Here is a 25,967-nt window from a genome sequence, read left to right as displayed (position 1 = left end):
ATAACGTGAGTGTCAGCTGCGCTTCATGCTCAGTTCAACATCGCCCGGCAGCGACAGGGACAGATAGTCGCCCTCCGCGTCGCGCACCTTTGACATATACTCAGGGCAGTAATCGGCGTTGTCGGCGATGATCAGCGCACCGGGACGCAGGCGGTGCTCCACCAGGCGCAGGATGTCGAAGTACAGGCCTTTGGCGCCGTCCAGCAACAGCAGGTCGATTTGCTCCGGCAAGCCATTGCGCAGGGTTTCCAGTGCATCGCCTTCACGGATCTCGACGAGGTCGAGCAAACCGCCGGCCTCCAGGTTTTCGCGGGCCCGCTGTACCTTGGACGGTTCGAATTCCGTGGTGACCAGCAGGCCGCCGCCGTTGTCGCGCAGGGCTGCGGCAAGGTGCAGGGTCGAGATGCCGAACGAAGTTCCGAATTCGACGATCACGTTCGCCTTGGCGTTACGCGCCAACATGTACAGCAGCAGGCCGGTCTCGCGCGAAACCGGGATCGCGGCGTCTTTCAAGTCCGCATAGATGTCGCGATAGCCGGTCTTGCTGCTCATGATGCGCACGCGATCCTCTGCTGGGAGCGCGCCGAAGGCGGCGATGGCGGGCACCCTGGTGTTTTCGGATTCGTCGAACAGGCGGTTCAGCAGGGGCGCGACAGGTGCGGATGTCAGGGTAATCATGGGGCTCTTCCTTTCTTGTGTAAGAGCAGGAATAATATGAATAATCCTTCACGTTTCATATTCGCATTCCCGACTCCCCTCATGACTGATAACAAAAGCTCCCGCGTCTCCTCGAGAAGAAGGCCAAAACAGGCCCGCTCAAATGACCTCGTTGGCGCGATACTGCAGGCAGCTATTCAGGTTTTAGCAAAAGAAGGTGCTCGCCGCTTCACTACGACAAGGGTGGCGGAGCGCGCCGGCGTGAGCGTGGGGTCGATCTACCAGTACTTCCCCAACAAGGCGTCCATCCTGTTCCGCCTTCAGAGCGACGAGTGGCAGCAGACCTCGTCCATGCTGACCGAAATCCTGCAAGATCCAGCGAAACCGCCGCTGGACCGCATGCGCGAACTGGTACATGCCTTTGTACGTTCGGAATGCGAAGAGGCGGCGGTGCGGACTGCCCTTAATGATGCGGCGCCGCTGTACCGCGACGCGCCGGAGGCGATCGAGACCAAAGCTGCCGGCGACCAGATGTTCCGGCTCTTCATCGACGAGGCGCTGCCCAAGGCTACCGACGCGGAGCGCACATTGGCGAGCGACCTGGTGATGGATACGCTCAGCGCCGTCGGGCAGCAGTTTTCACAAGAGCCCCGCAGCGACGAAGAAATTACAGCCTATGCAGGCGCCCTGGCCGATATGCTGTGCGCATACCTGGCCGGGCTGGGCGCTCAGAACACCGCGCGCAAGGTCAAACGCACCGTACGTGGTTCGCCGGGGTGAAAGTGAATGTCGGATACGCCCTCTGCCGGCTCGCCGGCAAGTCGTGAGGGGTAGTAGTAATCGACATCGCTCGCCTCGCGGTCGAACAGGTTGAACACGTCGGCCGTCAATTGCCAACGGCGATCGAAGCGATAGGTAGTGCGCAGGTAGGCAAGCGCCGTGCTGGCTGAGCGAATGCTGTTATCTTCCACCAGCGGACGCGGACCGAAATAGCGCAGCTGGAACGCACCGGACCATGGGCCGATGTCGTTCAGTGTCGCACCAAATGACACCACCTTTTCCACAGCGCCCGGAACACGGTCGCCGGCCGCATCGAACTCCGTGTAGCGGGCGCGCGAATAGGCCAGGTCGAAGTCCAGCAGCAAATGGCTGGTGGCTGCATAGTGGTTGTTCCATTCGATGCCGGAACGTTTACTGGCGCGGCTAGGTGCGGTGTCGCCTGCATCGCCGGAGAACACCAGCTCGGAGCCAGAACGCAGGCGCCACAGCGCCATCGAGCTTTGCAAGCCAGGCACGAACTCGCTGCGTGCGCCGATTTCCGAGCCACGTGTCTTCACCAGCGGTGTGACGGGCTCGACGGGCTCGCGCTCGCGTGGCGACAGGCGGGCCGTGGCGCCGCGCGCGTCGTTGCTATGGAAGCCTTCTCCGTAGTTCACGAAAAACTCCGTCTTGCTCCAGGGCCCCAGGATCAATGAGAGCTTGGGCGATGCAATGTGATCGTTCACCTTCCCGGAGTTTTCCAGGATAGAGCTGGCGACATCAAAGCTGTAGCGGTCATAACGCAGGCCGGTGATGGAGCGCAGCCAAGGCGTCCACTGCACGGTGTTCTGGAACCACACCGCCACGCTGCCTTCTGTCACGCGCGACTCGGCGATCGGGTGCAGCACGCGCTGCTGCGTCGTTGCATACAGGCCGACCGGGGCAATGCGGTCGAAGCGGCCCTGCACGCCGATGCTGTTTTCCATCGAGCGGTCACCAAATTGCCCGAACCAGGTCTGGGTCAGGTCGAAGCCAGTCATCTTGCGGCGTTCGGTTTGCAGGACCTGGTCGCCGTTGACCGGATCATCCAGGAAGTAGGTGACGTCGTTGTACAGCGCCAGGTCATTGCGCACCACGTAGGCGTGGGCTTCCGTCAGCGAATCGCCAACACGCTTGCGCCATTCGCCGGAAAGGCTGTAGCGCGCCGTGCGGCCGCCATCGCTTGGATCGGCCGCGCCAAACTCGTCGAGGCGCCCGTCCTGCACTGCGCGCAACGGAATCTGGCTGGTAGCGTGCCAGCCTGCTTTGTAAGCCATGCCGGTAATGCTGAATCGTTCCGCGCTGGTCCCCGAGCTGTAGCGCAGCACGCCAGTCGACTTGTGGAATCTCTCCGGCATCTGCCATGGGCCGTCGTTGTGGCCCAGATCCAGTGCGTACAACAGGTTGCCGTTGCCAACCTCGGTGGAATTCGCCACGACGCCGCGGCGATAGGCATGCACACCGGCGGTAAGCGATGCGAAGCCTTCGTTCAGCTTATCGGCCAGACCCATGTGCGCAGCACCAGCCGAGGCGAAGTCGCCTTCGTCGGCGTAATAAGGGCCTTTGCGGTAGCGGATCTTGCTTACCAGCTCCGGGATCAGAAAGTTGAGGTCCGTGTAGCCCTGGCCGTGTCCGTGTGTACGCATATTGACCGGCATGCCGTCGACGAAGGTGGCGAAGTCGGTGCCGTGGTCCAGATTGAAGCCGCGCAGGTAGTATTGGTTCGCCTTGCCATCGCCGCTATGCTGGGCGACGATCATGCCCGGAACGAATTCCAGGATTTCGCCGGGCCGCAAAGCGGGCCGGTTGGCAATCAATGCTGCGGTGATGGTTCCTTCGCTGGCTGCGTCGGAAGTGCGGATGCCATTGTCGTAGTGGTGGCCAACAACGTACACCCTTGCTGGTGCTTCCTGCTCTTGTGCGTGCGCGACAGCGCACAACGCCCCCGCGATCATGGGGATCAATGATTTTTTCATTATGGATGCTTGAATCGGCAATCCCGCCCACCTCCCCGTGAGCGCGACCGAACAGCGCACGCATCGTTGCCGACGTGTGCACCACCTGTCTGGCCGGTATCCGGGCTGGCAAGGCGGACCGTCTTGCCTTCCCATGCTTGCGCACAGTGGCTTGAGAGACGACCTGTCGTGAAGAACGACGCTTGCTTACCGTTGCGGGGGCAGCACACCTTGGCTTGCTGGCTGAAGCAGCATGGCCATGTGTTTCCCGTTTAACTGCGCGCTTGAACGCGCGCGAGGCACCAAACGGCGGCGATTATACGCTATGCATTGTTGTTATCCTGCCACCTGTCGGTATAAACCAGGTCGGCAAGTTTGCCGCGCTTTGCCCACCCTTCGAGTTCCAGCATCGGCTTGGGATAGAAGCCGGCAACGTGACCCAGGCAGATGATGGCGACCGGTTTGCCGCCCTCCGGTATGCCCAGCAAAGACGCCAGCCTGGCCGGGTCGAATAGCGACACCCAGCCCATACCCAAGCCTTCAGCGCGGGCGGCCAGCCACATGTTCTGGATGGCGCAGGCGACCGAGGCCAGGTCCATCTCGGGCAAAGTGCGGCGGCCGAAGATGTGCCTTTCGCGCTGGTCCATCAGGGCCGCCACCAGCACTTCGCCGCATTCGCGGATACCTTCGACCTTCAGCCGCATGAATTCCTCGTTGCGCTCGCCCAGGGCTGCGGCGGTAGCCTGGCGTTCTTCATCGACCAGCCGGTACATCTGCTCGCGCAAAGCGGGGTCCTGGATGCGGATGAAGCGCCACGGCTGCATCAGCCCAACGCTGGGCGCCTGGTGGGCTGCGGCCAGCAGGCGCATGAGCAGGTCTTCATCCACTGCACCGGGCACGAAGTGACGCACGTCGCGCCGTTCGGCAATCACACGATAAACGGCATCAATTCCTGCCTGGTCAAAACTACTCTGCACTTCTACTCTCACTGTTGATGGAACACGATTTCCTCGACGGCCTGTCCATTGCACAGGTGTTGGTCGATGATGCGGTCCATGTTCTCGGGAGTGACATTGTAGTACCAGGTGCCATCCGGCTGGACGCAGGCGATCGGGCCGCCCTTGCAGGCGGCGAAGCAGCTTACCCGGCTGCGCTTCACACGCAGCTCGCCTTCGTTCAGGCCCGCGGCCTTGAATTTATCTCCAAGACTATCGAACAAGGCCTGCGCTTGGCCGTCGGCGGTGCAGCGCGGGCCGGTACAGATCAGCAGATGGCGGTGGTAGCTGCTGATTTTTGGTTTGACTGGAGCGTCGCTCATGCCTCGCCCCCGTCCACTTCAGTGACTGTTTCGGCTTGCCACGGCTCGTCCAGCGTGGCCTGGATGTAGTCGGCCGGTAGGCGGTACTGCGCTGCCAGTGTTTCGATGCTGGCGCCGGCTTCGTGTTCGGCGCGCAGCGTATCCAGCCATCCCAGCAAGCCGGTCGACAGCGAGCGGCCTGCGCGTTCACCTTCGCGCGTCGTCCCGCCCTCTTGCATATCGTATTTGTTGGCGTAGCCGCGCGGGGTGACCATCAGGCCATTACGGATGAAGGTATTGCTGTTGCCGATCAGGACGGTGCTAAGCATGCCGATGTCGGCGTCGCCCATGCAGTCCAGGGTGGTGAAGACAATGTTTTCGCGGCGGCGGTAGGCACTCTTGACGATGGCCACGGGGGTGTCGGGGCGGCGGTGGCGCAGGAACAGGCGTTGCGCTTCAACGATCTGGCGCGTGCGGCGGCCGCTTTTCGGGTTGTACAGCGCCACCACAAAGTCCGCCATCGCTACCGCATCCAGGCGGCGTGCGATGGTTGGCCAGGGCGTCAGCAGGTCGGACAGCGAGATCGCGCAGAAGTCGTGCGTCAGCGGTGCGCCGACCAGGGCGGCGCAGCTATTCAGTGCGGATGCGCCGGGGATGATCTCCACCTGCACCGGGTCCTCCGGCGTCCAGCCGGACTGGAACAGCACCTCGTAGGTCGGGCCGGCCATGCCGTAGACGCCGGCGTCGCCGGAAGAGATCAGCGCGACCTTCTTGCCGGCGCGTGCCGCCTCCAGGGCGCTGACTGCGCGGTCCAGTTCCTCCGTCATCGATTTGCGGATGATTTCCTTGCCTTCAATGAGGTCGGCCACCAGCTTGATGTAGGTGACATAGCCGATGACTACGTCGGCTTCGGCGATGGCATCACGGGCGCGCTGCGTCATGTGCTCTACGCTGCCGGGGCCGATCCCCACCAGCATGATCTTGCCCGCGGTAGCGGCTTGTTCGAGTTGTGCGTTCATGGGTTCTTCCTTGCGATGGAGACGGTGACATTGCGGTTGTCCACGCCTCGCAGTTTGAATTTTTCAACGACCAGTGCGGTCATTGGTGTGCCTGGGCCGGCTGCCAGCAGCGCGGCCGCCTCGCTGACCGATGGCGTTCCGGTGTAGCGGCGCACCGTTTCGGATGGATTGGGTACCGGCACCGCGGCCAGTTCTTCCGGGGCGTAGAAATGCAGCGGCCAGCCGGCTTCCTGCGCGAAGGCGAGCAGCGCCTCCTCATCGCGCTTCAGGGTGATGCTCGCGGCGGCGGCCACTTGGCCAGGCTGGGCGCCGGCTGCGCGCAGTGCTGCGTGTACAGCATCACGAACCGTTTGCAGCATGGCGCCACGGTCGCAACCCAGGCCGATAGTAAACATGCTCACGCTGTGCTTTCCTGCGGCGGGCGGTAGACCACCAGGCGCTCGTGCAGCGCATTCCAGCGTTCTTCCGGTACCTCGGCATGGGTTACCCACAGCAGCGCGGTGTAACGTTCCAGCAGCACATCGTCGAAGCGGGTGAAGAAGTGGATGTTTTCCGGCAGCGGCGTTGGGCGGGTCCACCAGTTTGGGCTGCCCGCTTCCTGCACGAAGGCGATCGGTTCGCCGTTCACGACGTGCGCCGAGACGCGCGTGATGTTGATCTTTGGCGCCTCGACGCGCCAGCCAAGGTGGCGCCCGAGGATATCCACAGGGATCGTGCGGCCGACGTCCGATGCGGTGGTCAGCACCGGTGCTGCACCCAGCAGGTCGGCTACGCGCTCGCTCCATTCGTTGGCGCCGCCGACGTGGCCGGACAGCACCGGGATGACGTACTGGCCGGCGTCGTCGACCACGATCACGCCCGGGTCTTCATCCTTGCTGCGCAGGTGCGGCGCGATCAGGCGCACTACGGCGCCCAGCGACACGAAGAATATGACCTGGTCGTAGCCTGCAAACAGTGGGCCGATTTCGTCGCGCAGTGCGCCGTCGTAAGCGCGGACCTTGTTCGGCAAGCCGGTAAACTGCGCCGCGAACTTGGCGGACGTGCAGATATCGGCGCCGGGCAGGTCGCCGGCCAGGCGTGCTGCCTGCGCTGCGCCGTGCTTGGTGATGGCGACCAGGCATAAGCGCGGGGTCGATGTGTCCACAATTGATAAGCTGCTCATGCAGTCTCCAGGGAGGTTGGTTGGGGGCTGGTCTTTTTAAGGCAGCCTTTGATTCGTTCGCCGCGAATGCGATGCGGGTGTTTGAGGATCAGCAGCGAGAGGTAGCTGACTTTGGTGCCGCGCAGTGCAAGGATTTCGTCGGCGCTGAAGCGGCGCTCGTCAGGTGCGCCAACGCGTTCGATGAAGTGCGCTCCGGACAGCAAGTCCTTGTGTTCCAGCCAGTCGATCAGTTCATCGAGCAATGGCTTGACCTTCATCAGCACCAGGGTGTCGAAGTCGGGCAGCAGCCGGTCGACAGCGCTCACGCCGTACGCTGCCGGGACGATAGCTACCGTGTCGTCCTGCTCCGCGAATGGCACAGCCACGTCGGCGCAGGCGGCAGTGAAGGAGTTGACGCCAGCGATGACCTGCACCGGCACCTGCTCGTCCAAAGCGCGCACCGTGCGGGCCAAGTGGCCGAAAGTGGCGTAGGTGCTGGCGTCGCCTTCGACCAGGAACAGTACGTCGCGGCCGGCGCGCAGCCAGGGCAGCACAATTTCGGCCGCCCTCAGCCAGGCGCGCGCGAGCTTCTCGCCGTCATGGGTCATGGGGAAAAGCAGCAGCTGATGCTCGGCCGGCGGCTCCAGTCCGGCGCGCAGCACGATATCCAGCGCATAGCTGGGCGTCTTGCCGCTGCGGGCGGGATAAACCCAGATCGCGTCGCGGCGCTGCAATGCGTCCCAGGCGGCGCGTGTGATCAGGCCCGGATCGCCGGGGCCAAGCGAAATTCCCCATAAGGTGCCGCTCATGCCGGTCCTCCCACGCGGCGCGCGCAGACGATCCACACTGGATTTTCGGCCGCCATGCGGTGCATGTGCAGGATCGGCTTGCTGCGTGCAGCCTGTAGCTGCAGGACGTCCCAGGATACGCCCTCACCCTCGAGCGCCTGCAGCGCGGCGGTGGCGGTGGCCAGGTTCTCCAGCGTGACGAAGTTCATCACCAGCGTGCCGTTCGGCCGCAGGCGGCTCAAGATCCCCGTGATCAGGCCTGCCAGCTCGCCGCCCGAACCGCCGATGAAGACCGCATCCGGATCGGGCCAGGCATCCAGGCCTTCGGGTGCTTTGGCATGGTAAAGGCTGTAGTTGGCAACGCCGAAGGCAGCGTGGTTGCGGCCGGCGATGGCGCAGTCTTCTTCGTTCTTCTCGATGGCGAAAACGTGGCCTTGTGGGCACAGGCGTGCTGCTTCCAGTCCCACCGAGCCGGAACCGGCACCGATATCCCACACCACGCTGTCGGCCCGCAGCTGCAGCCGCGCCAGGCTGACAGCGCGCACCTCCTGTTTGGTGATCAACCCTTTTTCCGGCTGCCGTTGTTCGAACTCGGCATCCGCCAGGCCAAAGCGCACAGGCTGCGGTATCGGTGTCACGCGCCACAGCAATACCACATTCAGGGCCGCGAAGCGCATGCCCGCCGCCTCCTGCGGACTGAGTTCGGCCAGCACGCGCTCTTCCGGCTGCAGCAGGTTTTCCGCTACCGCCATATGGAAGTCGTCGCCCAGGCCTTCAGCCAGAAGCAGGCGGGCGACGCGATCCGGACTGTTGTCCGGGCTGGTCAGTACCAGCAGGCGCGAATGCTGGCGCAGCGCCTGGGCCAGCGCGTACAGGCCATGTCCGGGCGGACTGCCGCGCGACCATTCGCCGGCATCGCGCGCGTGGACCGACACGATGCGCGCATCCTGCCAAGCCAGCCCGACGCGCGCGCAAGCCAGCTGCAGTGTCGAGAGATTGGGCAGGATCTCAAGCGCCTGTACGCACAGGTGCTGCGCCAGGTAAGGCGCTATGCCGTGGCACAGCGGATCGCCGGTTGCCAGCACCACGCAGCACAGGTTGTCGGCGCGTGCGGACCGCACCCAATCGGGTACCTCCCTCAGCCGCGCAGTCAGGTCGCGACTGATGGCGCCTGGCTTGAGTTCATTCTTCAGCAGCGCGAGCGTGCGGGTACCGCCAATTACCACGTCGGCATTGCGCAGCCAGGCCAGCGCTGTCGCATTCAGGCTGCCCGCGCCGTCATCCAGTACGCCGATCACGCGGCAGGGATTGGGATCAGTTAGACAAGTATTCATTGAATCACTCAGGAATTGGTTCGGGGTCGACATCGAGGATGTGGTCGATACCGATTCGCCTTGCATCGGCCGGTTGCCCCTGCGGCTGTGCGGCTGCCGACCAGACATCGGCTACCTGGTTGCCGCTGAAGTCGCACACCAGCACGCGCAGCTGGAATGCGCGGCCATAGCGCTCGGGCGCGGTCAGGGTATCGATAGCGGCTTGGGCCAACGCGTGGTGGAAAGCATCGCCCAGGCCGCGTTCGACCATCAGTTCGGCGCCAAAGCGCGCAGTTTCGGCCGCGGCGATGGCAGCGCAGTCTTCGGGGGCGGCGCCAATGCGGCGCGCGATCTCGGCCACCAGGTCGGTATCGACTTCGCTGCGGTTGGCGTGGGTGATTGTTTCGCCCTGCGCGATCTTGGTCAGCTTGCCGACCATGACCGCCAGTACAACGAGACCGATGCGCTGCGAAGCCGCTTCGTCCAGCGCATAGCGCAGGAAGTCGCCCATTTGCACGAAGCAGGCCGATGGCAGTTCGGGACGTTCGGCGCGCAGGGTAGCGATGGCGAAGGTCTCGGTGCGGCCGCCGGTGGTCAGGGCCACCACTTCGTGGCCGGTGGTCGCCGCCACCTGCACGCCCTGCACCACGCTGGCACGCCAGGCCGCGGTCGAATACGGTTTGACGATACCGGTGGTGCCGAGGATGCTGATGCCGCCCAGGATGCCCAGGCGCGCATTGGTGGTCTTCTTGGCCATCACTTGCCCGTCCGGCACGCTGATGGTGACTTCGATACCGTGCTCCTGGAGCAGGCCGGGTGCGGCTTCGCGCAGGTTGTCGGCGATGTTACGGCGCGGAACCGGATTGATGGCCGGCCCGCCGACTTCCAGCCCGAGTCCGGGCATGGTCACCGTGCCGACGCCGTCGCCGGCCACATACAGTACGTCGCCAGCCCGGCCGGGCAACAGGCGCAAGTCGACCGTCAGGTGGGCGCCGTCGGTGCAATCGGGATCGTCGCCGGCGAACTTGACCACCATGGCGTGCGCTGACTGCGCATCGCAGCCGCCGTCATGCACGGCGAAACGCACCCGGCTGCCATTCGGCAGCAGGCTTTCAATCTCGCCGGGCACCTGGCCCGTTGCCAGGCCAAGCACCGCAGCGCGCGCTGCCGCAGCAGCACAGGCGCCGGTCGTGAAACCGGTGCGTGTGCCGCGTTCGGCCGCTGCCTTTTCTTTCATGCCAGTCCTGCTTTCTGCTTTGCCTCGGCCAGTGCCAGCAGTGCATGCAGGGCCGCGACCACCAGCGTCGAGCCGCCTTTGCGGCCGCGAATGACGATCCACGGCACTTCGGCCACTTCCGCCATCAGGTCTTTTGATTCAGCGGCGGAGACGAATCCTACCGGCATGCCGACCACCAGGGCCGGGCGCAATCCTTCTTCGCGGATAAGTCGTACCAGCTCGATCAGCGCCGTTGGTGCATTGCCGATGCCGACGATGGCCCCCTCAAGCAGGCCAAGCCGGTGCGCCTTGCGCATTGCCTGCACGGCACGGGTGGTGTCTTCCGCCTTGGCTGCCTCAATGACGTCGGTGTCGCTGATGAACTGGTGCGTCTTCATGCCGAAATGCGCCAGGCGCGGTTGCGACAGCCCGGAACAGATCATCTCAACGTCGGCCACGATGGGCGTGCCGCCGGCCAGCATGGCGGCGATGCCGGCGCGCACTGCTGACGGATGGAAATCGGTCAGGCCGTTGAAGTCGAAATCCGCATTTGCATGGATCATGCGCCGCACGATCGGCCACTGCGATTCGGTGTACGTGTGCCCGCCGACTTCAGCGTCGATAATGGCGAAACTGTCATGCTCGATTACCTGGCCGGCGCGCGTCAGCTGCTCGGTAACCGTGTTGATGGTACTCATGCCGGCTGCGCCTCGGTGTGTTCGTGCGTGTGCGCATGGGAGTGACCGTGGCCGTGATCATGCGCAATCTCACGGTAGCTGCAACCGTCGCAAGGCAGGCGGCTATCCGGCACACCTGCTCGCAGGTCTTCCACGCGCTGGTCCATCAGTGCGAAGATCTCGGCTTCGAAGCCGAAATGCTCAGTGCAGGCGAAACGCACTTGCGGATATTGCGCGCGCAGGTGTTCGACCTGGCGATGGATGCGCTGTATCAGCGTGCCGGTGTACAGGTAATACGGCAACACCACAAGCTGGCGCATGCCCAGCGTTACCTGGCGCTGTACTACCTTCTCCAGGCGTGGCCAGGTGATACCGGTGAAGGCCAGGTCCACCAATTCGTGGTCGCCCTCTTCCAGCAGCCAGCGCGCCATCTTGGCCATTTCACCGTTGGCGCCACGGTCGGAAGAGCCCCGTCCCAGTATTACCACTCCGGTGGTGGTCGGATCGGGCATGTCGAGCGATCCCATGGCCTTGCGCAGGCGGCGCTTGAGGATGGCCAGCACCGGATCACAGGCGGTCAAATGGGGCGCCAGCAGGAATTCCGTGTGCGGGCAGGTGATGCGTGCGCCTTCGATGGCTTCCGGGATTTCCATCTTGACGTGGCCGGCGGCATTCAGGATCAGCGGCACCACCAGCACGCGGCGCGAATTGGCAGCCACCGCCTGCAGGCTGGCATTCAGCTCGGGAGGCGCGAACTCGATGAAACATAACTCAATGCGCCAGCCTGGCCGGCGCGCGCGCCACATGTCGACGAAGTCGCGGATTTCCTGGTTGCCGGACTCTTCGCGGGAGCCATGGCCGACGATGAGGATGGTATCGCTCGCTGCTGCAATCGCTGGCATCATGATGGGTTGGTTCATGCGCTGGCCTTTCTGAAACGGTGGGTAAAGGTTGGGTCATACAATTTGGACCGCACCAGGCTCTCCCAGTGCAGTGCGCCCAGCGTCGGGCTGGCAACGATCATGGCCTGGCTGGCGACACCGGCTTCGCGGCAGCGCTGCTTGATGTCGGCCAGGGTGCCGCGCAGGATCTTTTCCTCGCCAGGCCAGCTGGCTTTGTGCACAACCAGCATGGGGGCGTCTTCCGGCCAGCCGGCGGCACGCAGCGCTGCTTCGACCTTGTACATCAGGGTGATCGACAGGAAGATGCACAGCGTGGTGCGGTGCGCCGCCAGGCTGGCCAGGTCCTCACCTTCCGGCATTGGCGTGCGGCCTTCAACGCGGGTGAAGATCACGCTTTGCGTCACCTCGGGCAGGGTCATTGATTCGCCTGCTGCGGCCATCGAGGCCATGGCGGACGAAACGCCCGGCACGACGGCCCATTCAATGCCTTCCGCGCTGAGCGGACGCGCCATTTCGATCAGGGCGCCGTACAGGCCGGGGTCGCCGGTCTGCAGCCGCACTACGGTGGCGTGAGCGCCTGTTTGATCGATGAGCCATGCCGTCATTTCTTCCAGCGTCATGTCCTTCGAATCGCGGATCACGCAGCCGGGTGGCGCGTACAGCGTCGCGGCGCGGTCGACCAGTGAGCCGGCGAATAGAACGGCGCCGGCTTGCGCCAGTAGCTTCTGTCCTTTTACTGTGATCAGTTCGGGATCGCCGGGACCGGCGCCGACAAACCAGACCTTGCCTGTTTGGCCGGATGTCATGTCTGTAGTTCTCCTGTTGGTTCGTGGACTGGCTGCGAGTGCAATGCGGCCAGCACGGCATCAATGCTGCGCGCGGCGGGAGCGGCCGGAAGAAGGCCGCGCTTCGCCAGTTCGGTGTGCAATACCAGCGCCTGTGGCAAGCGCTGGCCGGCCGCGCGCAACGCCTCGCACTGGGAAGCCAGCTCCTGGGCGGGAGTGGACGCAATGCAGCGGCCCGCAGCCATCATGTGGATTTCGTCGGCCCAGCGATAGGCGAAGTCGACGTCGTGGGTGGACAGAATGATCGTGACGCCGCGCGCGGCCAGGCGGTCGAGCAGTGCTTCAAGTTCTGCCTGCATAGGGGTATCCAGGCCTGCCATCGGCTCGTCGAGCAGCAGGACCTCGGGTTCCATGGCCAGCACGCCAGCGATGCAGACACGCTTCTTCTGGCCAAAGCTCAGGTGGTGCACGGGACGGCGGCCAAAGCCGCCCAGCCCTACTGCATCGAGTGCTGCGGAAACGCGGCTGCGCACCGAGGCGTCATCGAGGCCCAGGTTCAGCGGCCCGAACGCCACGTCTTCTTCAACCAGCGCCGAGATGAGCTGGCGCTCCGGGTTCTGGAATACCAGGCCGACGCGGCTTCGCAGCGTGGTCAATCCGGCGCGGCTGTAGTCGTACTCGCTGCCGTGCCAGCGCAAACGGCCGGCGCTTGGGCGCAGCAATCCGTTCAGGTGCAGCAGCAGCGTGGTCTTGCCGGCGCCGTTCGCGCCAAGCAGCGCGTGGCGCCGTCCCTGCGCCAGCGACAGTGTGCAGCCGCGCAGCCCGCAACTTCCATCGGCAAATGCGTGCTCCACCGCTTCCAGTTGGATCAATGTCTTCATAGGCGATCCCGCAAGGAAATCGCCAGTAGCGCTGCGCTGGCCAGAAGCGAGAGTGCAAGCTGGCGCCGTGCTTTGAGGAACGACGCAGGCAGGAAGCGTAAGCTGCCCTGGCAGACGCGCGCATCGGCTGCCATCTGCATTGCCGAAGCGCGTTGCCACACCTGCACCGCCATTTGCCCGGCCAGCAGGCCCATTGAGCGCCATTGCTGGCGCAAACCGCGATGCCCGAGACGCGCGGCTTGCGCAGTACTGGCTTCGTCCCATGCCTGGCGCAGGACGAACAGCATGCGGTAGCACACTGCCATCAGGTCCAGCAGCAGCTCCGGTACGCGCAGGCGGCGCAGCAATGACAGCAGGTGTGGCAGCGGCGTCGTCAACACCAGGCCGAGCACCGCTGCCATCGTGGCGAATGAACGCAGCGCGATGTGCGCGACAGTTGGCAGCAGTTCCGGCGCCCATCGCCAGCCACCGCCGCCGGCCGGCGTGACCAGCATCGTCAGGCAGGACAGCAACACGAATCCGAGCGGCGCTGCCGCTACGGCAAAATAGCTGCGCATTGGTACGCGCGCCCCGGCCAGCGTAGCGAGCATCGACAGCAGCGCGACCACGCCCAGCGTGCCCGGGCTGCGAGCAAGCCACGCGGCTGCGATTCCCGCCAGCGCAAATACGCCCTTGGCAGCCGGGGAAACACCCCGCCAGCGGCAGGCATAGGCAGTGGCGTCAATCCGCATGGGTACCCTGTCCCGGTTCTGGCGCCGGCCGCACGCGCTTTTGCTCCCGCTCGCGTGCCATCGACATCCCGAGCCAGAAGCCGATCACGCCGGCGCCGGCCGCAGCCTGTAGCGCGAAGAGCAGCGACGCGATCTCGCCGCTAGGCGGCTCGAACAGCGGCACGAACCACGGCTTGTAGTTCGGTGCTATGGTGACGATTGCCTGCTGCGCGCGCGCATCAGCGCCACCGAATGCTGCTGGTGGCTCAGTGCCCGGCTCCGCAGGCGGCACGACAGCAAACCACAGCGGCAGAACGGTCAGCAGGACGATGGCGACCCAGGTCAAAGCAGTGCGTGCCTTCATGCAGCTTTCCCTTTCACCAGCGCCATCACCGGCAGCATGCGTAATTCATGCGCATTGAAGCGTGCCATCGCATTCACCACCAGCACGCTCAGCAAGCCCTCGCTGATGGCGATTGGCAGCTGCGTCAGCGCGAAAATACCGGCAAATTTAGCGAAGGATGCGCCAATGCCGCCGATCGGGTCAGGGAAGGCCCAGGCCAATTGCGCAGAGGTGGTCAGATAGGTCGCCAGGTCGCCGATGAAGGCCGCCATGAAAACCGCCACGCTGCGCGACAGGCCCAGTGCTGCCACTAAGCGAAACACGCCATAGGAAACGAAGGGACCGACGATTGCCATGGAAAACACATTGGCGCCAAGCGTGGTCACGCCGCCGTGCGCCAGCAGCAAGGCCTGGAACAGCAGCACGACGAAGCCGACCGGCACCATCGCCGCGGGACCAAACAGCAGCGCGCCCAGCCCGACCCCGGTAGGATGCGAACAGCTTCCGGTCACCGAGGGCAGCTTCAATGCCGACAGCAGGAAGGCAAAGGCCGCCGCAACGCCCAGCAGCATGCGCTGCCCGGGATGCGCATGCAAGCCGCGCGCCATGCTGCGCAGGCCCCAGGCCAGGAAAGGAATGGATACGGCTGCCCAGCCCAGCGCGTGCGCAGGCGGCAGGAAACCTTCCATGATGTGCATTCGAGTCCTCCCGTCGAATGGTCAATGGGAGCACCATCAGGGGAGAGTAAGAGGACGGTCGACAGGGGCCGGGCGGACAAGGCGCAGGAAGCCGGTCGACAGCGGCTTCCCTTCACCCCGGAGAATAGTGCTGGTTGTATCGGGCCGGTATTCTGGCTCGCCTTCATCCTTCCCCGGGCCTTCCCGCGCAATGCGCAGTGGCGTATTTCCGAAGTCGTCAGGCTTACAGCAGCGGGGGCTGCACCGGAATGGCCGCACTTGGCAGCGTCACCGGTTTCCCGTTTAACGCGCAACCCGAGCAGGAAGCGCGCACCCAATTGCCGAATAGTACATTAAAGAACTCAGGCGTGGCAAACGCTGCGGGATCAAACTTTCATTAAAAAAGTCACGCATGACTATCGTGCGCAGGGTTGAATTAAACAGACAATCGCCGCGCACAATAGGTTTAGCCCAGCAATTTCTGGCTATACTGCACCCTCAAGGAAATTTCCGAGGGGCAACAATGGACGACACAATCGAATATAAAGAGGGCTTGCCAAAGCTCCCCGCGACGCTGGCTGCGGCAACCCTGCTGACTGCCTGCGGTGGCGGCGGCAGCGCAAGCGACGGCAGTGGCGGCGGCGGCACCACTTCCCCTGTGCCACCTACCGCAGTCGAATCGATTGGCAATCCCCAGGCTGCACGCTTCCTCGCGCAGGCGTCAATGGGTGCAACCCGTGAACAAATGACGCGGCTGCAGGCCGTCGGCTACAGCAAGTGGCTGGACGAGCAAATGGCGATGCCGGCTTCGCAATCGCGCTGGGACTGGCTGATGGCGAAAGGCTTCAACGCCATCGACAACAAGAACAACCAGGCCGGCATCGATGCCGCGCTCTGGGTCAAGCTGCTCACCTCGCCCGATACCCTGCGCCAGCGCGTCACGCTGGCCCTGTCCGAAATTGTCGTCGCTTCGCTGGACGGCTTTACCGGTTCCTGGCGCGCTTTCACCGGCGCCGCCTACATGGATATCCTGGAAGCCAACGCTTTCGGCAACTACCGCACCCTGCTGCAGCAGGTCACCCTGTCGAGCTCGATGGGCGAGTACCTGACCTATCGCGGCAATGCCAAGGCCAATCCGAAAACCGGCTCCATGCCGGATGAGAATTACGCGCGCGAGATCCTGCAGCTGTTCACCATCGGCCTGCTGAAACTCAACCCGGACGGCACGGCGACCGAGCAGGAAACCTATACCCAAGCCGACATTTCCGGCCTGGCCCGTGTGTTCACCGGATGGGACTTGGACCTGGCCGGCGGCACCAGCGATACGCCGGACTTCCGCAAGCGCCCGATGGTCCAGACCGGAACCAAGTACGAACCCGGCGAGAAGACCTTCCTCGGCACCACGATCGCCAGCGGCGTCGACGCCGCAACGGCCCTGAACAAGGCGCTCGACACGATTTTCGCGCACCCGAACGTGGCGCCCTTCGTCTCGAAGCAACTGATCCAGCGCCTGGTCACCAGCAACCCTGCGCCGGCCTATGTGGCGCGCGTGGCAGCCGTCTTCGAAAACAATGGCGCCGGCATCAAAGGCGACCTGAAAGCGGTGGTCAAGGCGATCCTGCTGGACCAGGAAGCACGCTCCGCATCCAACCTGGGCTCCGCCAGCTTTGGCAAGGTGCGCGAACCTGTGCTGCGCTTCACCGCCTGGGCGCGCGCCTACAACGTCACCTCGCCAAGCGATGCCTGGGCTATCGGCAACACCAGCGAGCCCTCGTCCCGCCTGGGCCAAAGCCCGCTACGCTCGCCGAGCGTGTTCAACTTCTTCCGTCCCGGCTACGTGCCGCCGGCGCTGGGCGTGGTCGCACCGGAATTCCAGATCGTGAACGAAACGAGTGTGGTCGGCTACGCCAACTACATGCAAACCGCCATCAGCAAAGGCATTGGCGACGTCAAGGCCGACTATGCGACCCTGCTGCCGCTGGCCGACAACGTACCGGCCCTGGTCGACGAGATCAACCTGTTGCTGGCCGCCGGCCAGTTGAGTACCGATACCGTCACCCTGATCCGCAACGCTGTCGCCAGCATGGCGACCGGCACCGACGCCGCGCGCGCCAACCGCGTGTACGCGGCGCTCACGCTGGTAATGGCATCCCCTGAATTCATCGTGCAGAAATAAAGGCCACACCATGACTAATCAAGCTTCGCGCCGCGCCTTCCTCAAGCGCGCATCGGCACTCGGCGTGGCAGGCGTGGCGGCGCCTTGGGCAATCAACCTGATGTCGATCGCCGAGGCGGCGGCAGCCACTGCCGGCGACTACAAGGCGCTGGTTTGCGTCTTCCTGTACGGCGGCAATGACTACGCAAATACTGTAGTCCCCTACGACAGCACCAGCTACGCCCTGTACCAGCAACTGCGCCCGACCATCGCCTATGCGCGCGACGCACTGACGGCGACCGCATTGGCGCCATCGGTACCGGTGCTGGATTCGACCGGCGCCGCCCGCGAGTTTGCTCTCGCTCCTGCGCTGGCGCCGCTGGTCCCGATCTTCAACGCGGGCGCCCTGGGCGTCATGCTGAACGTCGGCCCGCTGATCCAGCCGACCACGAAAGCGCAATACCAGGCCAGGTCCGTGCCGCTGCCACCCAAGCTGTTCTCGCACAACGACCAGCAATCGATCTGGCAATCGTCCGCTCCGGAAGGATCGCGTTCGGGTTGGGGCGGTCGCCTGGGCGACCTGTTCGAGGCGGGCAATGGCAATGCCACCTTCACCTGCGTCAACGTGTCCGGCAACGCGGTCTATATGGCGGGCAAGACCGCGGTGCAGTACCAGGTATCGGCCAACGGCTCAATGCAGTTCAACGGCTTGAAGTCGCCGCTGTTCGGCTCCTCTACCGCCACCGAAGCCCTGCGCACCTTGATTACCCAGCCGCGCACCCACGCGCTGGAAAACGAATACAACCGCGTTGCACGCCGTTCGGTGGACGCCAACGCTGCGCTCACTTCGGCGCTGGTGACTGCGCCCGCGCTGCAGACGGTATTCCCGGCATCGAACTCACTGGGCGACCAGTTGAAAATGGTCGCGCGCATGATCTCCGCCAATGGCAGCCTGGGAGCCAAGCGCCAGGTGTTCTTCGTTTCGATGGGCGGTTTCGACACCCACGACAACCTGGCCACCGTCCATCCAGGCCTGATGGCCAAGCTGGGCGACGCCATGGCCGCCTTCTACCAGGCGACTGTGGAGCTGGGCGTAGCAGACAAGGTGACCACCTTCACCGCCTCCGACTTCGGCCGCACCCTGGTGGCCAATAACGACGGTTCCGACCACGGCTGGGGCAGCATGCACTTCATGATGGGCGGCGCGGTCAAGGGCAAGCGCTTCTACGGCACCGCACCGGTGGTCGCCAACAATGGCGCCGACGACGTTGGCCAGGGCCGCCTGCTGCCAGGCACTTCGGTCGACCAGTACGCGGCCACCATGGGCAAATGGCTGGGTGCCAGCGACGGCGACCTGCTGTCGCTGCTGCCGAACCTGTCCAACTACACCACCCGCGATCTCGGCTTCCTGTAATGCCGCTGGTCCGATTTAATCGGATCACATGGTAAAGTAGTGGCGTTGAACCAACGCCACTACCTACCATGAGCAACGCAAAGCCCGCGCCGGACCCGAAAGACCTGAAGCTTGCGGATTTCCTGTGCTTCGCCATCTATTCGGCCAACCTCACCTTCGGCAAGGCCTACAAGCCCATCCTGGATGAGCTGGGCCTGACCTATACCCAGTACATCACCGTCATCGCGCTGTACGAGGAAGGCGGCCAGATGGTGAGCGAACTGGGTGAAAAGCTGTTCCTTGAATCGAACACGCTGACGCCCATCCTGAAAAAACTGGAAGCCATGGGTTACGTCACGCGCCAGCGCAGCGCCGCCGATGAACGCCAGGTACTTGTCAGCCTGACCGATGAGGGGCGCGCACTGCGCGAGCGCGCCTTCGGCGCAAACCTGCGCAATGCTTGCGGTTTGACGGGCAACGAATTCGCTGAAACGCGCGCCGCCGTGCTCAAGCTGCGCAACAACCTGGCCAAGTCCCTGGCCAAATAGCCCGCCTTACAGTCGCGGCATCTGCTTTGTCAGGCAGTGGATGCCGCCGCCCCCGGCTGCGATCGGATCAATATCCAGCTGCACAACGTCGCGCCCCGGATAGAGCTTGGTGAGCAGCTCGCGGCAGTAGCCGTCGGCTTCCGCATCGCCGAATTGCGGTGCGATCACCGCGCCATTAATCGGCAGGTAGTTGATGTAGCCCGCAGCAAAATCCGGATTGCCTTCCGTAAAGCGGTTGCTGCGCGGGTTGGCCGGCGGCGGCAGAACATGGATTTCCAGTTTGCGGCCATCGGCGTCGGTGGCGTTCTTCAGGATGTCCAGGTGCTTGCGTGTGACCGCATAGTCTGTCCCGCCGCCATCGATTCCGCTCAAGTGAAATAAATATCGTGTCCGATGTAATCGAATCCGCTTGACATCGAAATACGTGCAGCTATACTCCTGTTAATCGAATGCGACTGCATCGTATGCGATTTAAAAAACCGACCATTATGGAGCAACACATGAGCAAGATCACCAAAGTCCTCGCCACTGGCAAAACCACCACCACCCCAGTCGATTCCGCAATCTTTTCCGGCAATCCTGAAGGTCTCCTGGATATCCACCTGACTACGCCGGGTAATCCTGCCGGACGCGTGATCGATATTCAGGCGACCCAGCCGCATCCGCTCGCCGAACAGCTGTTTGCCGGCGCATGGTCGGCTTGCTACTCGGGTGCAGTCGGCCTGGCCGCCAAGGAAAAGAAAGTCGTCCTGCCGGCTGATACCCATGTCGAAGTCGAGGTGGACCTTGGCCAGGGTACAGGTGGCTACTACCTGCAGGCGCGCCTGACCGTGTTCGCACCGGGCGCCGACCACGCAGCCGTCACCGAGGTAGCGCATTTCGCCGATGTGATCTGCCCATACTCGAAAGCTGTGCGCGGCAATATCGACGTTGTGATCAATGTGGTCACTGCATAAGGGATACAAGATGTAACCTTCGTTGCAACGGACGTGCCTCTGGATCATCTTAGCAAGACAATAATTCCAGAGGATGTCCGCCATGAAAAAGAACATAGGATTTGCCCCGGTCGCGGCGGTCGGCATACTCACGCTTGCCGCTTGCAGCACCCTCGCGCCTGTCCAGATCCAGAATTCAGAGCCGGTTGCAGCACCGGCCGCCCCGGTCCGCGCGGTCGCACCCGTCGCGCCGGCGCAAGCCGCCGAGCGGCGTGCCACGGTAATGCCAGCCCCGGTGTTGGCTTACTCGGCCGGCAAGCCAGCGCCGATGCCGCACTTCGCGCCCCTGCCTGAATCCGCAGACAAATTCCCCGACAAGGACGGCAACAAGTCCGCCCTGGTGAGCGAGCAGCCTGTTTCAACCTTCAGCGTGGACGTGGACACCGCCTCCTACGCCTTCGTGCGCCGTCTGTTGTCCGATGGCCGCATGCCGCCGCAGCAAGCCGTGCGCGTGGAGGAAATGGTCAACTATTTCCCTTACAACTACGCCACCCCGGCCAACGCCAGCCAGCCCTTCGCCGTGACGACCGAGGTGATGCCGAGCCCTTGGCAGCAAGGCAACCAGCTTGTCCACATCGCGCTCAAAGGCTATGACATCAAGACCGCGGCCCGCCCGCGCGCCAACGTCGTGCTGCTGGTGGACATTTCCGGCTCGATGGGTCCGCGCGACCGCCTGCCGCTGCTGCAACAAGGTTTCCGCCTGTTTGCCGAGCAGTTGCGCGATGATGATATGGTCTCCATCGTCACCTACGCCAACGGCACCGCCGTCGCACTCGAGCCTACCAGCGGCAAGGACAAGCAGAAGATCATCGACGTGATCAACAACCTGCACGCTGCGGGCGGCACCGCCGGTGGCGACGGCTTGCAGCGCGCCTATGCCCAGGCCGAGCGCAACTTCGACCCGAAAGCGGCGAACCGCGTGATCCTGGCTACCGACGGCGACTTCAATATCGGAATCACCGATCCCAAGCAGCTCGAGAACTTCATCGTCGACAAACGCAAGTCCGGCGTCTACCTGTCGGTATTTGGTGTCGGCATGGGCAACCTGAACGATGCCCTGATCCAGCGCCTGACCCAGTCCGGCAACGGCAACGCCGCCTACATCGACACCCTGCTGGAAGCCCGCAAGGCGCTGTCGCAGGAATTGGGTTCGACCATGTTCCCGATTGCGAACGACGTGAAGGTGCAGGTTGAATTCAACCCGGCGCAGGTCGCCGCCTACCGCCTGGTCGGCTACGAAACCCGGATGCTGAACCGCCAGGATTTCAAGGACGACAAAGTCGACGCGGGCGATATGGGGGCAGGCCACACTGTGACCGCCATCTACGAAATCACGCCGGCCGCCAACGCGGGCAAGCTGGTCGACCCGCTGCGTTATGAGCAGCCGGGCAAAAAGAAAGCCGACGCACCGGGCAAAAGCGATGAGTTGTGCTATGTGAAAGTACGCTACAAGCTGCCAGGCCAGTCGGCCAGCAAACAGGTCGATCACGCCGTGCGTGCCGACAGCGTTCGCCGCTCGCTCGACGCAGCGCCGGACGACCAGCGCTTTGCCGTTGCGGTTGCAGCTTTCGGGCAGCGCCTGCGCGGTGAGCAGCAGGTGGCAGACTTCAGCTATGGCGATATTGCCAAGCTGGCGGAAGGCGCACGCGGCGCCGATCGTGACGGTTATCGCGCTGAATTCGTGAAAATGGTACGAATGGCGGAGTCCCTTGGCACGGTCGGCGCAACTGCGCAGCGATGATGCAGCTTACTTGAGCGTGACGTTCCAGTTGCGCTCAACGCACTTCACGTAATTGCCGGCGATGAGCGCGTTGTACGGCGTCTGGTAGTTCACAAGCTGGCACTGGTAATCGCCGCCGCTGTTCCAGTTCTTCTCCCAATAGATGTTGTAGGCAGCAGAACTGGAAGGGCCGAAGCGCTGCATCGTGGCGCACGACAACTGTTCGCCCGTCACATTCCAGCCCAGATCCGCCGCGAACTGCTTGTAATAATCGATGCGGTTCTGCGCCGCCGGCTTTTCGCTGCCGGTGCCGCATTCAGCATTGATGATCATGATCGTAGTGGCGAAGTTGTTCCCCGCCCCAGCGGCAGTGTCGCTGGCGTTGGGAACCCAGCTGCCGTCGATCACATGCAGCATCGATGGCTTGGGCGGTTGCGGGTAGACGAAGAAGAACGTCGCCGATGCCAGATTCAGCCAGGTCGATGCCACCTGGTCCGGATTCTTCAGCAGCACCGACTGGTCGCCGTTGAACATCACCTGCGAGAATGGCCCGTAGTTGTAGTTATACGAGAGCTGCTTGGCGCCGCGCCCGAAGTACTTCTTGTAGCTGCCGTCGGCGTTTTTGCCGCAAGTCCAGACCGTGTTGAATACCGGGTCTGCACATTCGGTGTTATAGCCGCAGCCCGGTCCGTCTTCGTTGCAACCCAACTCGCGCAAGTACTTCAAGCCCTGCCGCCATTGCGGCAACGGCAGGCTCGCGTTGTGTTCGCCGGTTTCCTGCGCAAAGTGGGCGAACATGGTGGCCAGCGAGTGGCGGCAGATGTTGTCCGCATTGCGGCCGTCGGTGTAGTCGCCGCAGACGGCAGGGAATTTCGCTACCGCCTGCAGGAAGCGCCGATACTCATAGCTCGCCTCGCGCAGGGAGAAGTAGTAATCCCATTTCGCTGACGACAGCAGGCGTTCGACCCGCTTCACGTTGGCCGGGTTGCTTGCCGCGCCGGGCGCCACGGCTTCCACCGCCGCGTTGTCGAGGGTCCTTATCGACGCCTTGATGCTGCGGAAGAAGTCATTGCTGGTCAGCGCCTGTTCGCGCGCTTCGGCCTGCGCCTTGGTTGGGACTCCGCCGGGTTGCGTCGGCGGATCGCCCGGGTCGGTGGGCGGATCGGCCGCATCACCGATGTACTTCCACGGTCCCCAGGTATCGGCTTGGCTTGGCGCATTTCCCTGCGTCCACCATTTCGCCTCGTATTGCTTGCTTTGGTAGATGGCGCACATGCCGGCGGTGTACACCTGGCTCGCGCTCCACGCCGGGCACGATGCCGTGGCGCCGGCCACGACGCCCTGCGCCAGCGTGCGCGGAGGCGCTGTGCTTTCCGTGCCGCCGCCACCGCAGGCGGACAGCAGCAGTGCAAGTAAGGCATAAGTGAGGGTTTTCATGTCAGTTCTCCTCGCTTATTGGAGCGCCACCGGCAGGTCCGGATACTCTTCGCTCAGCGCATAGCGCACGCCGTTCACCGTGATCGTATAGGCGGAAGGCCCGCTGATCGGCAAGGTGTAGTTCAGCGTCAGCGAAACCGAGGCACCCGGCGCCAGCGACTGCCATGCCGGGATCGTAAATTTGGCGCGGTTGAAGTTGGCCTTGAAGCCGCCGATATTATTCGGCCCGGTGTAGCCGGCCTTGATGACGGTCAGGCCGTAACCCGACTGGTCGCTCATATTGGCCGGCGCCGATACCGGATAGTCGAACTCCACCGCCGAGCCGCCCGGAATCGTGGTGGCGGTATTGTTCGTCACCGTCATCACAGGGTTGATCGGGTAGTTGCTGTCGCCGAGCTTCCAGCCGCCGAGGGAGATACTGACCTTGGCGCTGCTGCCTGGCATGGCTGTTTCGGCGCGTGTTGCGCCATATGGTGCGGCGCTGCGGAAGGCTGCGGCAATGTTATTGGTCAGCGTGTAGCCCATGAAGTACTCGCCTGCCCCGCCGTTACGCGCTGCATTCCATGCGTAGTCGCCGGCCAGCTCCCAGATCATGATGCCGCCAATGCCGTTGTTCACGACGTAGCTGGTCTTGGCTGCGATGGACTGCGCCGTTTCTGTCGAGATGAAGACCTGGCGCGTTGCGTTCCACAGCCACGGCGCCGCCAGCGTTGCGCTGTACTGCGGGCTGTAGGTGCCGGTGATGGTCTTCTCGGTGACGCCGTAAGCATCGAGGTAGGACGGCACGATGGCGTTTTGCAGGTTGAGCGCGTGCCACAGCGGGTTGCCGCCGCCCGGCACCGGTTTGCCGTTGGTATCCAGGTCATACCAGACGTTGTCGATGCCGGTGGCGCCTTTGCCGCAGCTCTTCACACCGGCACAGGCGACAGGGTCGTTGACCACCGGGCTGGTGCCCCACAGTCCATTGTTGCCGCCGCTGACTTCCTTCCAGCCGCGCGTGTAGTACGGCACGCCGATGTTGATGCGGCCTGCCTGCAGCGCGCCGCGGTAGTAGCGGTAGGCCCAGTCGACGTTCAGGTAGCCGATGCCGCCGTACTGGTAGGCGTTGCCGGCCCTGAGTTCTCCGTCGTTGCCGTCGTCGAACAGGGGCGCGTTGGGGCCGACATACTGGTTCCATCCGCCGTGCAGGTCGTAGCTCATCAAGCTGGCGTAATCGAGGTACTTCAGGCCAGAGAGATTCTCTTCGCCGCGTAGCACCCAGCCGGATGCGGAGCCGGCAATTGTCAGCATGTAGTACTTCTTGTCTGCCGCGGCAGCCGCGTCGAGTTTTTCGCGCACGGTTTTCAGCAGCACGTTGTAGCTCTTCATCAGGCCCGCCAGGCGGGGTTTTGAGAGCGGGAAGTCGAGCGGGTTGCCTGCTTCGTTATTGGTGGTTGGATGTTCGTAGTCGATGTCCATTCCGTCGAAGAATGTGTACTGGCGCAGGAAGGTGACCATCGAGTCGGCCAGGGTGTTGATGCCTGCCGTGTTGATGCTGCCGTCCGCGTTGGTCGTGGCGGTATAGAAGCCGCCGCTGCCTGCCCAGCCTCCGACCGACAGCATGATCTTCACGCCGGGGTATTTCTTCTTGTATTGCGCCAGCAGGTTGAAGTGGCCTTTGTAAGGCAGGGATGGATCCATCGCTGCGGCCGGGATGCCTGGCCAGGTGATGCCGGTTTCGGGACTGTTGGCGACTGTGCCGATCAGCACCTTGTTGTCAGTGCCGACGCTGGCGAAGGCGTAGTTGATGTGGGTGACGTTCTGCCATGGGATGTCGTTGACCAGGTAGGACGGTTGGCCGTTGGCTCCTGTGCGCCAGCTGGTGAAGTAGCCGACGATGCGGCGGTTCAGGCCATTTGCCAGCTTTTCGCGGCCGTTGGCGTCGTACACGCCACAATACGGAACATTTGGCACCGGCGAAGCCAGGCCGTCAGGACGGCAGGCCACTGGAGTCGGCGTTGGCGTAGGTGTCGGGGTAGGTGTTGGAGTTGGAGTTGGAGTCGGAGTCGGAGTCGGAGTTGGCGTTGGCGTTGGCGTTGGCGTCGGCGTCGGCGTAGAAGTCTGCAGCTCCCACGGGCCGTTCACTTCAGTGCCTGGTACATTGTTCTGCGTCCACCACTTTGCCTTGTACACGGAACCGTTATACGTAACGCACATGCCGCCGGTATAGACCGCGCTGGCGCTCCATGCCGGACAATCCGGTGTTGGCGTCGGGGTAGGTGTTGGCGTCGGAGTTGGCGTCGGCGTGGTCGCTTGTGCTTCCCATGGCCCATACTGTTCGGCGCCGGGGACGTTATTCTGCGTCCACCACTTGGCCTTGTACACCGTGCCGTTATAGGTCACGCACATGCCTGCGGTGTAAGTCGCGCTGGCGCTCCATGCCGGGCAGGATTCAGAAGCCGCCGCAGTCGCGAGTGTGCGCGTGGCCTGCGGCGCCTGGCCGCTGTCGGTGCCGCCACTGCAACCTGCGATGGCGCTGCCGACCAGCGCCAGCATCAGGTAATTCGGTCGAAAATTCATT

26 protein-coding genes and 2 riboswitches are annotated in these 25,967 nt (G+C 63.5%); of the genes, 6 read left to right on the top strand and 20 right to left on the bottom strand.

The window, feature by feature from the left end:
- Positions 1 to 12: 12 nt before the first annotated feature.
- Positions 13 to 678, bottom strand: coding sequence for an O-methyltransferase (locus ASE26_RS14025; protein ID WP_055939418.1), 666 nt, complete (start codon positions 676 to 678; stop codon positions 13 to 15).
- 36 nt (positions 679 to 714) lie between these two features.
- Here ASE26_RS14025 and ASE26_RS14020 point away from each other — a divergent pair, with 36 nt between their 5' ends.
- Positions 715 to 1,437: a TetR family transcriptional regulator gene (locus tag ASE26_RS14020; RefSeq protein WP_307145654.1), complete on the top strand. Its 723-nt coding sequence runs from the start codon at positions 715 to 717 to the stop codon at positions 1,435 to 1,437.
- On the opposite strand, the gene ASE26_RS14015 is transcribed toward ASE26_RS14020, so the two are convergent.
- From ASE26_RS14015 to ASE26_RS13940, 16 genes are all read right to left on the bottom strand, one after another.
- The gene (locus ASE26_RS14015) at positions 1,386 to 3,431 is read right to left on the bottom strand and encodes a TonB-dependent receptor (RefSeq protein WP_156409936.1); all 2,046 of its coding nucleotides are present in this window, start codon (positions 3,429 to 3,431) and stop codon (positions 1,386 to 1,388) included. The two genes, ASE26_RS14020 and ASE26_RS14015, sit on opposite strands and share 52 nt — an antisense overlap.
- A 73-nt stretch (positions 3,432 to 3,504) precedes the next feature.
- Positions 3,505 to 3,732, bottom strand: a riboswitch (cobalamin riboswitch).
- Position 3,733: 1 nt separating this feature from the next.
- Positions 3,734 to 4,387 carry a 5,6-dimethylbenzimidazole synthase gene (gene bluB, locus ASE26_RS14010; protein ID WP_057246420.1) on the bottom strand — a complete coding sequence of 218 codons (654 nt, stop codon included), beginning with the start codon at positions 4,385 to 4,387 and terminating at the stop codon, positions 3,734 to 3,736.
- 8 nt (positions 4,388 to 4,395) lie between these two features.
- The gene (locus tag ASE26_RS14005; protein WP_055939406.1) at positions 4,396 to 4,728 is read right to left on the bottom strand and encodes a ferredoxin; all 333 of its coding nucleotides are present in this window, start codon (positions 4,726 to 4,728) and stop codon (positions 4,396 to 4,398) included.
- Entirely contained in the window at positions 4,725 to 5,726 is a 1,002-nt protein-coding gene (gene cobJ / locus ASE26_RS14000) for a precorrin-3B C(17)-methyltransferase (protein WP_082507638.1), read from the bottom strand. Before cobJ ends, ASE26_RS14005 begins: the two co-directional genes overlap by 4 nt.
- The gene (locus ASE26_RS13995) at positions 5,723 to 6,121 is read right to left on the bottom strand and encodes a cobalamin biosynthesis protein (protein ID WP_055939403.1); all 399 of its coding nucleotides are present in this window, start codon (positions 6,119 to 6,121) and stop codon (positions 5,723 to 5,725) included. Before ASE26_RS13995 ends, cobJ begins: the two co-directional genes overlap by 4 nt.
- 2 nt (positions 6,122 to 6,123) lie before the next feature.
- Complete coding sequence (locus ASE26_RS13990) at positions 6,124 to 6,888, bottom strand: cobalamin biosynthesis central domain-containing protein (protein WP_200953877.1); 765 nt, start codon at positions 6,886 to 6,888, stop codon at positions 6,124 to 6,126.
- Complete coding sequence (gene cobI, locus ASE26_RS13985; RefSeq protein WP_055939400.1) at positions 6,885 to 7,676, bottom strand: precorrin-2 C(20)-methyltransferase; 792 nt, start codon at positions 7,674 to 7,676, stop codon at positions 6,885 to 6,887. The genes ASE26_RS13990 and cobI overlap by 4 nt, the downstream gene beginning before the upstream one ends.
- Positions 7,673 to 8,989: a bifunctional cobalt-precorrin-7 (C(5))-methyltransferase/cobalt-precorrin-6B (C(15))-methyltransferase gene (locus ASE26_RS13980; protein WP_055939397.1), complete on the bottom strand. Its 1,317-nt coding sequence runs from the start codon at positions 8,987 to 8,989 to the stop codon at positions 7,673 to 7,675. Before ASE26_RS13980 ends, cobI begins: the two co-directional genes overlap by 4 nt.
- A 4-nt stretch (positions 8,990 to 8,993) precedes the next feature.
- Positions 8,994 to 10,205 (bottom strand): cobalt-precorrin-5B (C(1))-methyltransferase, encoded by a 1,212-nt coding sequence (locus ASE26_RS13975; protein ID WP_055939394.1) that lies wholly within the window; start codon positions 10,203 to 10,205, stop codon positions 8,994 to 8,996.
- Positions 10,202 to 10,882: a precorrin-8X methylmutase gene (locus ASE26_RS13970; RefSeq protein WP_055939391.1), complete on the bottom strand. Its 681-nt coding sequence runs from the start codon at positions 10,880 to 10,882 to the stop codon at positions 10,202 to 10,204. Before ASE26_RS13970 ends, ASE26_RS13975 begins: the two co-directional genes overlap by 4 nt.
- Complete coding sequence (locus ASE26_RS13965; RefSeq protein ID WP_229207327.1) at positions 10,879 to 11,781, bottom strand: sirohydrochlorin chelatase; 903 nt, start codon at positions 11,779 to 11,781, stop codon at positions 10,879 to 10,881. The genes ASE26_RS13970 and ASE26_RS13965 overlap by 4 nt, the downstream gene beginning before the upstream one ends.
- Positions 11,778 to 12,569, bottom strand: a complete 792-nt coding sequence (cobM, locus tag ASE26_RS13960) for a precorrin-4 C(11)-methyltransferase (RefSeq protein ID WP_057246419.1) — start codon at positions 12,567 to 12,569, stop codon at positions 11,778 to 11,780. Before cobM ends, ASE26_RS13965 begins: the two co-directional genes overlap by 4 nt.
- Positions 12,566 to 13,429: an energy-coupling factor ABC transporter ATP-binding protein gene (locus ASE26_RS13955; RefSeq protein ID WP_055939386.1), complete on the bottom strand. Its 864-nt coding sequence runs from the start codon at positions 13,427 to 13,429 to the stop codon at positions 12,566 to 12,568. Before ASE26_RS13955 ends, cobM begins: the two co-directional genes overlap by 4 nt.
- Entirely contained in the window at positions 13,426 to 14,160 is a 735-nt protein-coding gene (cbiQ, locus tag ASE26_RS13950) for a cobalt ECF transporter T component CbiQ (protein WP_055939382.1), read from the bottom strand. Before cbiQ ends, ASE26_RS13955 begins: the two co-directional genes overlap by 4 nt.
- Positions 14,150 to 14,503, bottom strand: a complete 354-nt coding sequence (locus ASE26_RS13945) for an energy-coupling factor ABC transporter substrate-binding protein (RefSeq protein WP_055939380.1) — start codon at positions 14,501 to 14,503, stop codon at positions 14,150 to 14,152. Before ASE26_RS13945 ends, cbiQ begins: the two co-directional genes overlap by 11 nt.
- Positions 14,500 to 15,180, bottom strand: coding sequence for an energy-coupling factor ABC transporter permease (locus tag ASE26_RS13940; RefSeq protein ID WP_055939377.1), 681 nt, complete (start codon positions 15,178 to 15,180; stop codon positions 14,500 to 14,502). The genes ASE26_RS13945 and ASE26_RS13940 overlap by 4 nt, the downstream gene beginning before the upstream one ends.
- A 124-nt stretch (positions 15,181 to 15,304) precedes the next feature.
- Positions 15,305 to 15,512: riboswitch (cobalamin riboswitch) on the bottom strand.
- 170 nt (positions 15,513 to 15,682) lie between these two features.
- Between ASE26_RS13940 and ASE26_RS13935 the strand changes: the two genes are divergently transcribed.
- From ASE26_RS13935 to ASE26_RS13925, 3 genes are all read left to right on the top strand, one after another.
- Positions 15,683 to 17,335, top strand: a complete 1,653-nt coding sequence (locus ASE26_RS13935) for a DUF1800 family protein (protein ID WP_082507637.1) — start codon at positions 15,683 to 15,685, stop codon at positions 17,333 to 17,335.
- Positions 17,336 to 17,345: 10 nt separating this feature from the next.
- Positions 17,346 to 18,728, top strand: coding sequence for a DUF1501 domain-containing protein (locus ASE26_RS13930; RefSeq protein WP_055939374.1), 1,383 nt, complete (start codon positions 17,346 to 17,348; stop codon positions 18,726 to 18,728).
- Positions 18,729 to 18,796: 68 nt separating this feature from the next.
- On the top strand, positions 18,797 to 19,255 hold the full coding sequence (locus ASE26_RS13925) for a MarR family winged helix-turn-helix transcriptional regulator (protein WP_055939371.1): 459 nt from the start codon (positions 18,797 to 18,799) through the stop codon (positions 19,253 to 19,255).
- Positions 19,256 to 19,261: 6 nt separating this feature from the next.
- Here the strand turns inward: ASE26_RS13925 and ASE26_RS13920 are convergent, their stop codons facing one another.
- Positions 19,262 to 19,627 carry an agmatine deiminase family protein gene (locus ASE26_RS13920; protein ID WP_055939368.1) on the bottom strand — a complete coding sequence of 122 codons (366 nt, stop codon included), beginning with the start codon at positions 19,625 to 19,627 and terminating at the stop codon, positions 19,262 to 19,264.
- 128 nt (positions 19,628 to 19,755) lie between these two features.
- On the opposite strand from ASE26_RS13920, the gene ASE26_RS13915 reads away from it, so the two are divergent.
- Together ASE26_RS13915 and ASE26_RS13910 are read left to right on the top strand one after the other, a co-directional pair.
- Positions 19,756 to 20,211, top strand: a complete 456-nt coding sequence (locus ASE26_RS13915; protein WP_055939364.1) for an Ohr family peroxiredoxin — start codon at positions 19,756 to 19,758, stop codon at positions 20,209 to 20,211.
- Between the two features lie 82 nt (positions 20,212 to 20,293).
- Positions 20,294 to 21,991: a von Willebrand factor type A domain-containing protein gene (locus ASE26_RS13910; RefSeq protein ID WP_082507647.1), complete on the top strand. Its 1,698-nt coding sequence runs from the start codon at positions 20,294 to 20,296 to the stop codon at positions 21,989 to 21,991.
- A 6-nt stretch (positions 21,992 to 21,997) separates the two neighbouring features.
- On the opposite strand, the gene ASE26_RS13905 is transcribed toward ASE26_RS13910, so the two are convergent.
- Entirely contained in the window at positions 21,998 to 23,407 is a 1,410-nt protein-coding gene (locus tag ASE26_RS13905; protein WP_057246418.1) for a glycoside hydrolase family 19 protein, read from the bottom strand.
- A gap of 15 nt (positions 23,408 to 23,422) precedes the next feature.
- Positions 23,423 to 25,966, bottom strand: a complete 2,544-nt coding sequence (locus tag ASE26_RS13900; protein ID WP_082591362.1) for a chitinase C-terminal domain-containing protein — start codon at positions 25,964 to 25,966, stop codon at positions 23,423 to 23,425.
- Position 25,967 lies beyond the last annotated feature (1 nt).

Source organism: Duganella sp. Root198D2 (assembly GCF_001428585.1).
Taxonomy (GTDB): domain Bacteria; phylum Pseudomonadota; class Gammaproteobacteria; order Burkholderiales; family Burkholderiaceae_D; genus Rugamonas.
The sequence above is the reverse complement of the archived record's forward strand: the minus strand, read 5'-3'. Positions and strand labels throughout refer to the sequence as shown.

What these genes read in the sequence shown, in the direction of transcription:
- ASE26_RS13910 (WP_082507647.1), top strand. Translation starts at nt 20,294, where the DNA reads ATGAAAAAGAACATAGGATTTGCCCCGGTCGCGGCGGTCGGCATACTC.
- ASE26_RS14005 (WP_055939406.1), bottom strand. Translation starts at nt 4,728, where the DNA reads ATGAGCGACGCTCCAGTCAAACCAAAAATCAGCAGCTACCACCGCCAT.
- ASE26_RS13935 (WP_082507637.1), top strand. Translation starts at nt 15,683, where the DNA reads ATGGACGACACAATCGAATATAAAGAGGGCTTGCCAAAGCTCCCCGCG.
- ASE26_RS13930 (WP_055939374.1), top strand. Translation starts at nt 17,346, where the DNA reads ATGACTAATCAAGCTTCGCGCCGCGCCTTCCTCAAGCGCGCATCGGCA.
- cbiQ (WP_055939382.1), bottom strand. Translation starts at nt 14,160, where the DNA reads ATGCGGATTGACGCCACTGCCTATGCCTGCCGCTGGCGGGGTGTTTCC.
- ASE26_RS13940 (WP_055939377.1), bottom strand. Translation starts at nt 15,180, where the DNA reads ATGCACATCATGGAAGGTTTCCTGCCGCCTGCGCACGCGCTGGGCTGG.
- ASE26_RS13955 (WP_055939386.1), bottom strand. Translation starts at nt 13,429, where the DNA reads ATGAAGACATTGATCCAACTGGAAGCGGTGGAGCACGCATTTGCCGAT.
- ASE26_RS13980 (WP_055939397.1), bottom strand. Translation starts at nt 8,989, where the DNA reads ATGAATACTTGTCTAACTGATCCCAATCCCTGCCGCGTGATCGGCGTA.
- ASE26_RS13965 (WP_229207327.1), bottom strand. Translation starts at nt 11,781, where the DNA reads ATGAACCAACCCATCATGATGCCAGCGATTGCAGCAGCGAGCGATACC.
- cobI (WP_055939400.1), bottom strand. Translation starts at nt 7,676, where the DNA reads ATGAGCGGCACCTTATGGGGAATTTCGCTTGGCCCCGGCGATCCGGGC.
- ASE26_RS13945 (WP_055939380.1), bottom strand. Translation starts at nt 14,503, where the DNA reads ATGAAGGCACGCACTGCTTTGACCTGGGTCGCCATCGTCCTGCTGACC.
- ASE26_RS13915 (WP_055939364.1), top strand. Translation starts at nt 19,756, where the DNA reads ATGAGCAAGATCACCAAAGTCCTCGCCACTGGCAAAACCACCACCACC.
- ASE26_RS14020 (WP_307145654.1), top strand. Translation starts at nt 715, where the DNA reads ATGAATAATCCTTCACGTTTCATATTCGCATTCCCGACTCCCCTCATG.
- ASE26_RS13970 (WP_055939391.1), bottom strand. Translation starts at nt 10,882, where the DNA reads ATGAGTACCATCAACACGGTTACCGAGCAGCTGACGCGCGCCGGCCAG.
- ASE26_RS13905 (WP_057246418.1), bottom strand. Translation starts at nt 23,407, where the DNA reads ATGAAAACCCTCACTTATGCCTTACTTGCACTGCTGCTGTCCGCCTGC.
- ASE26_RS13995 (WP_055939403.1), bottom strand. Translation starts at nt 6,121, where the DNA reads ATGTTTACTATCGGCCTGGGTTGCGACCGTGGCGCCATGCTGCAAACG.
- ASE26_RS14015 (WP_156409936.1), bottom strand. Translation starts at nt 3,431, where the DNA reads ATGAAAAAATCATTGATCCCCATGATCGCGGGGGCGTTGTGCGCTGTC.
- ASE26_RS13925 (WP_055939371.1), top strand. Translation starts at nt 18,797, where the DNA reads ATGAGCAACGCAAAGCCCGCGCCGGACCCGAAAGACCTGAAGCTTGCG.
- ASE26_RS13990 (WP_200953877.1), bottom strand. Translation starts at nt 6,888, where the DNA reads ATGAGCAGCTTATCAATTGTGGACACATCGACCCCGCGCTTATGCCTG.
- cobJ (WP_082507638.1), bottom strand. Translation starts at nt 5,726, where the DNA reads ATGAACGCACAACTCGAACAAGCCGCTACCGCGGGCAAGATCATGCTG.
- ASE26_RS13975 (WP_055939394.1), bottom strand. Translation starts at nt 10,205, where the DNA reads ATGAAAGAAAAGGCAGCGGCCGAACGCGGCACACGCACCGGTTTCACG.
- ASE26_RS14025 (WP_055939418.1), bottom strand. Translation starts at nt 678, where the DNA reads ATGATTACCCTGACATCCGCACCTGTCGCGCCCCTGCTGAACCGCCTG.
- ASE26_RS13900 (WP_082591362.1), bottom strand. Translation starts at nt 25,966, where the DNA reads ATGAATTTTCGACCGAATTACCTGATGCTGGCGCTGGTCGGCAGCGCC.
- cobM (WP_057246419.1), bottom strand. Translation starts at nt 12,569, where the DNA reads ATGACATCCGGCCAAACAGGCAAGGTCTGGTTTGTCGGCGCCGGTCCC.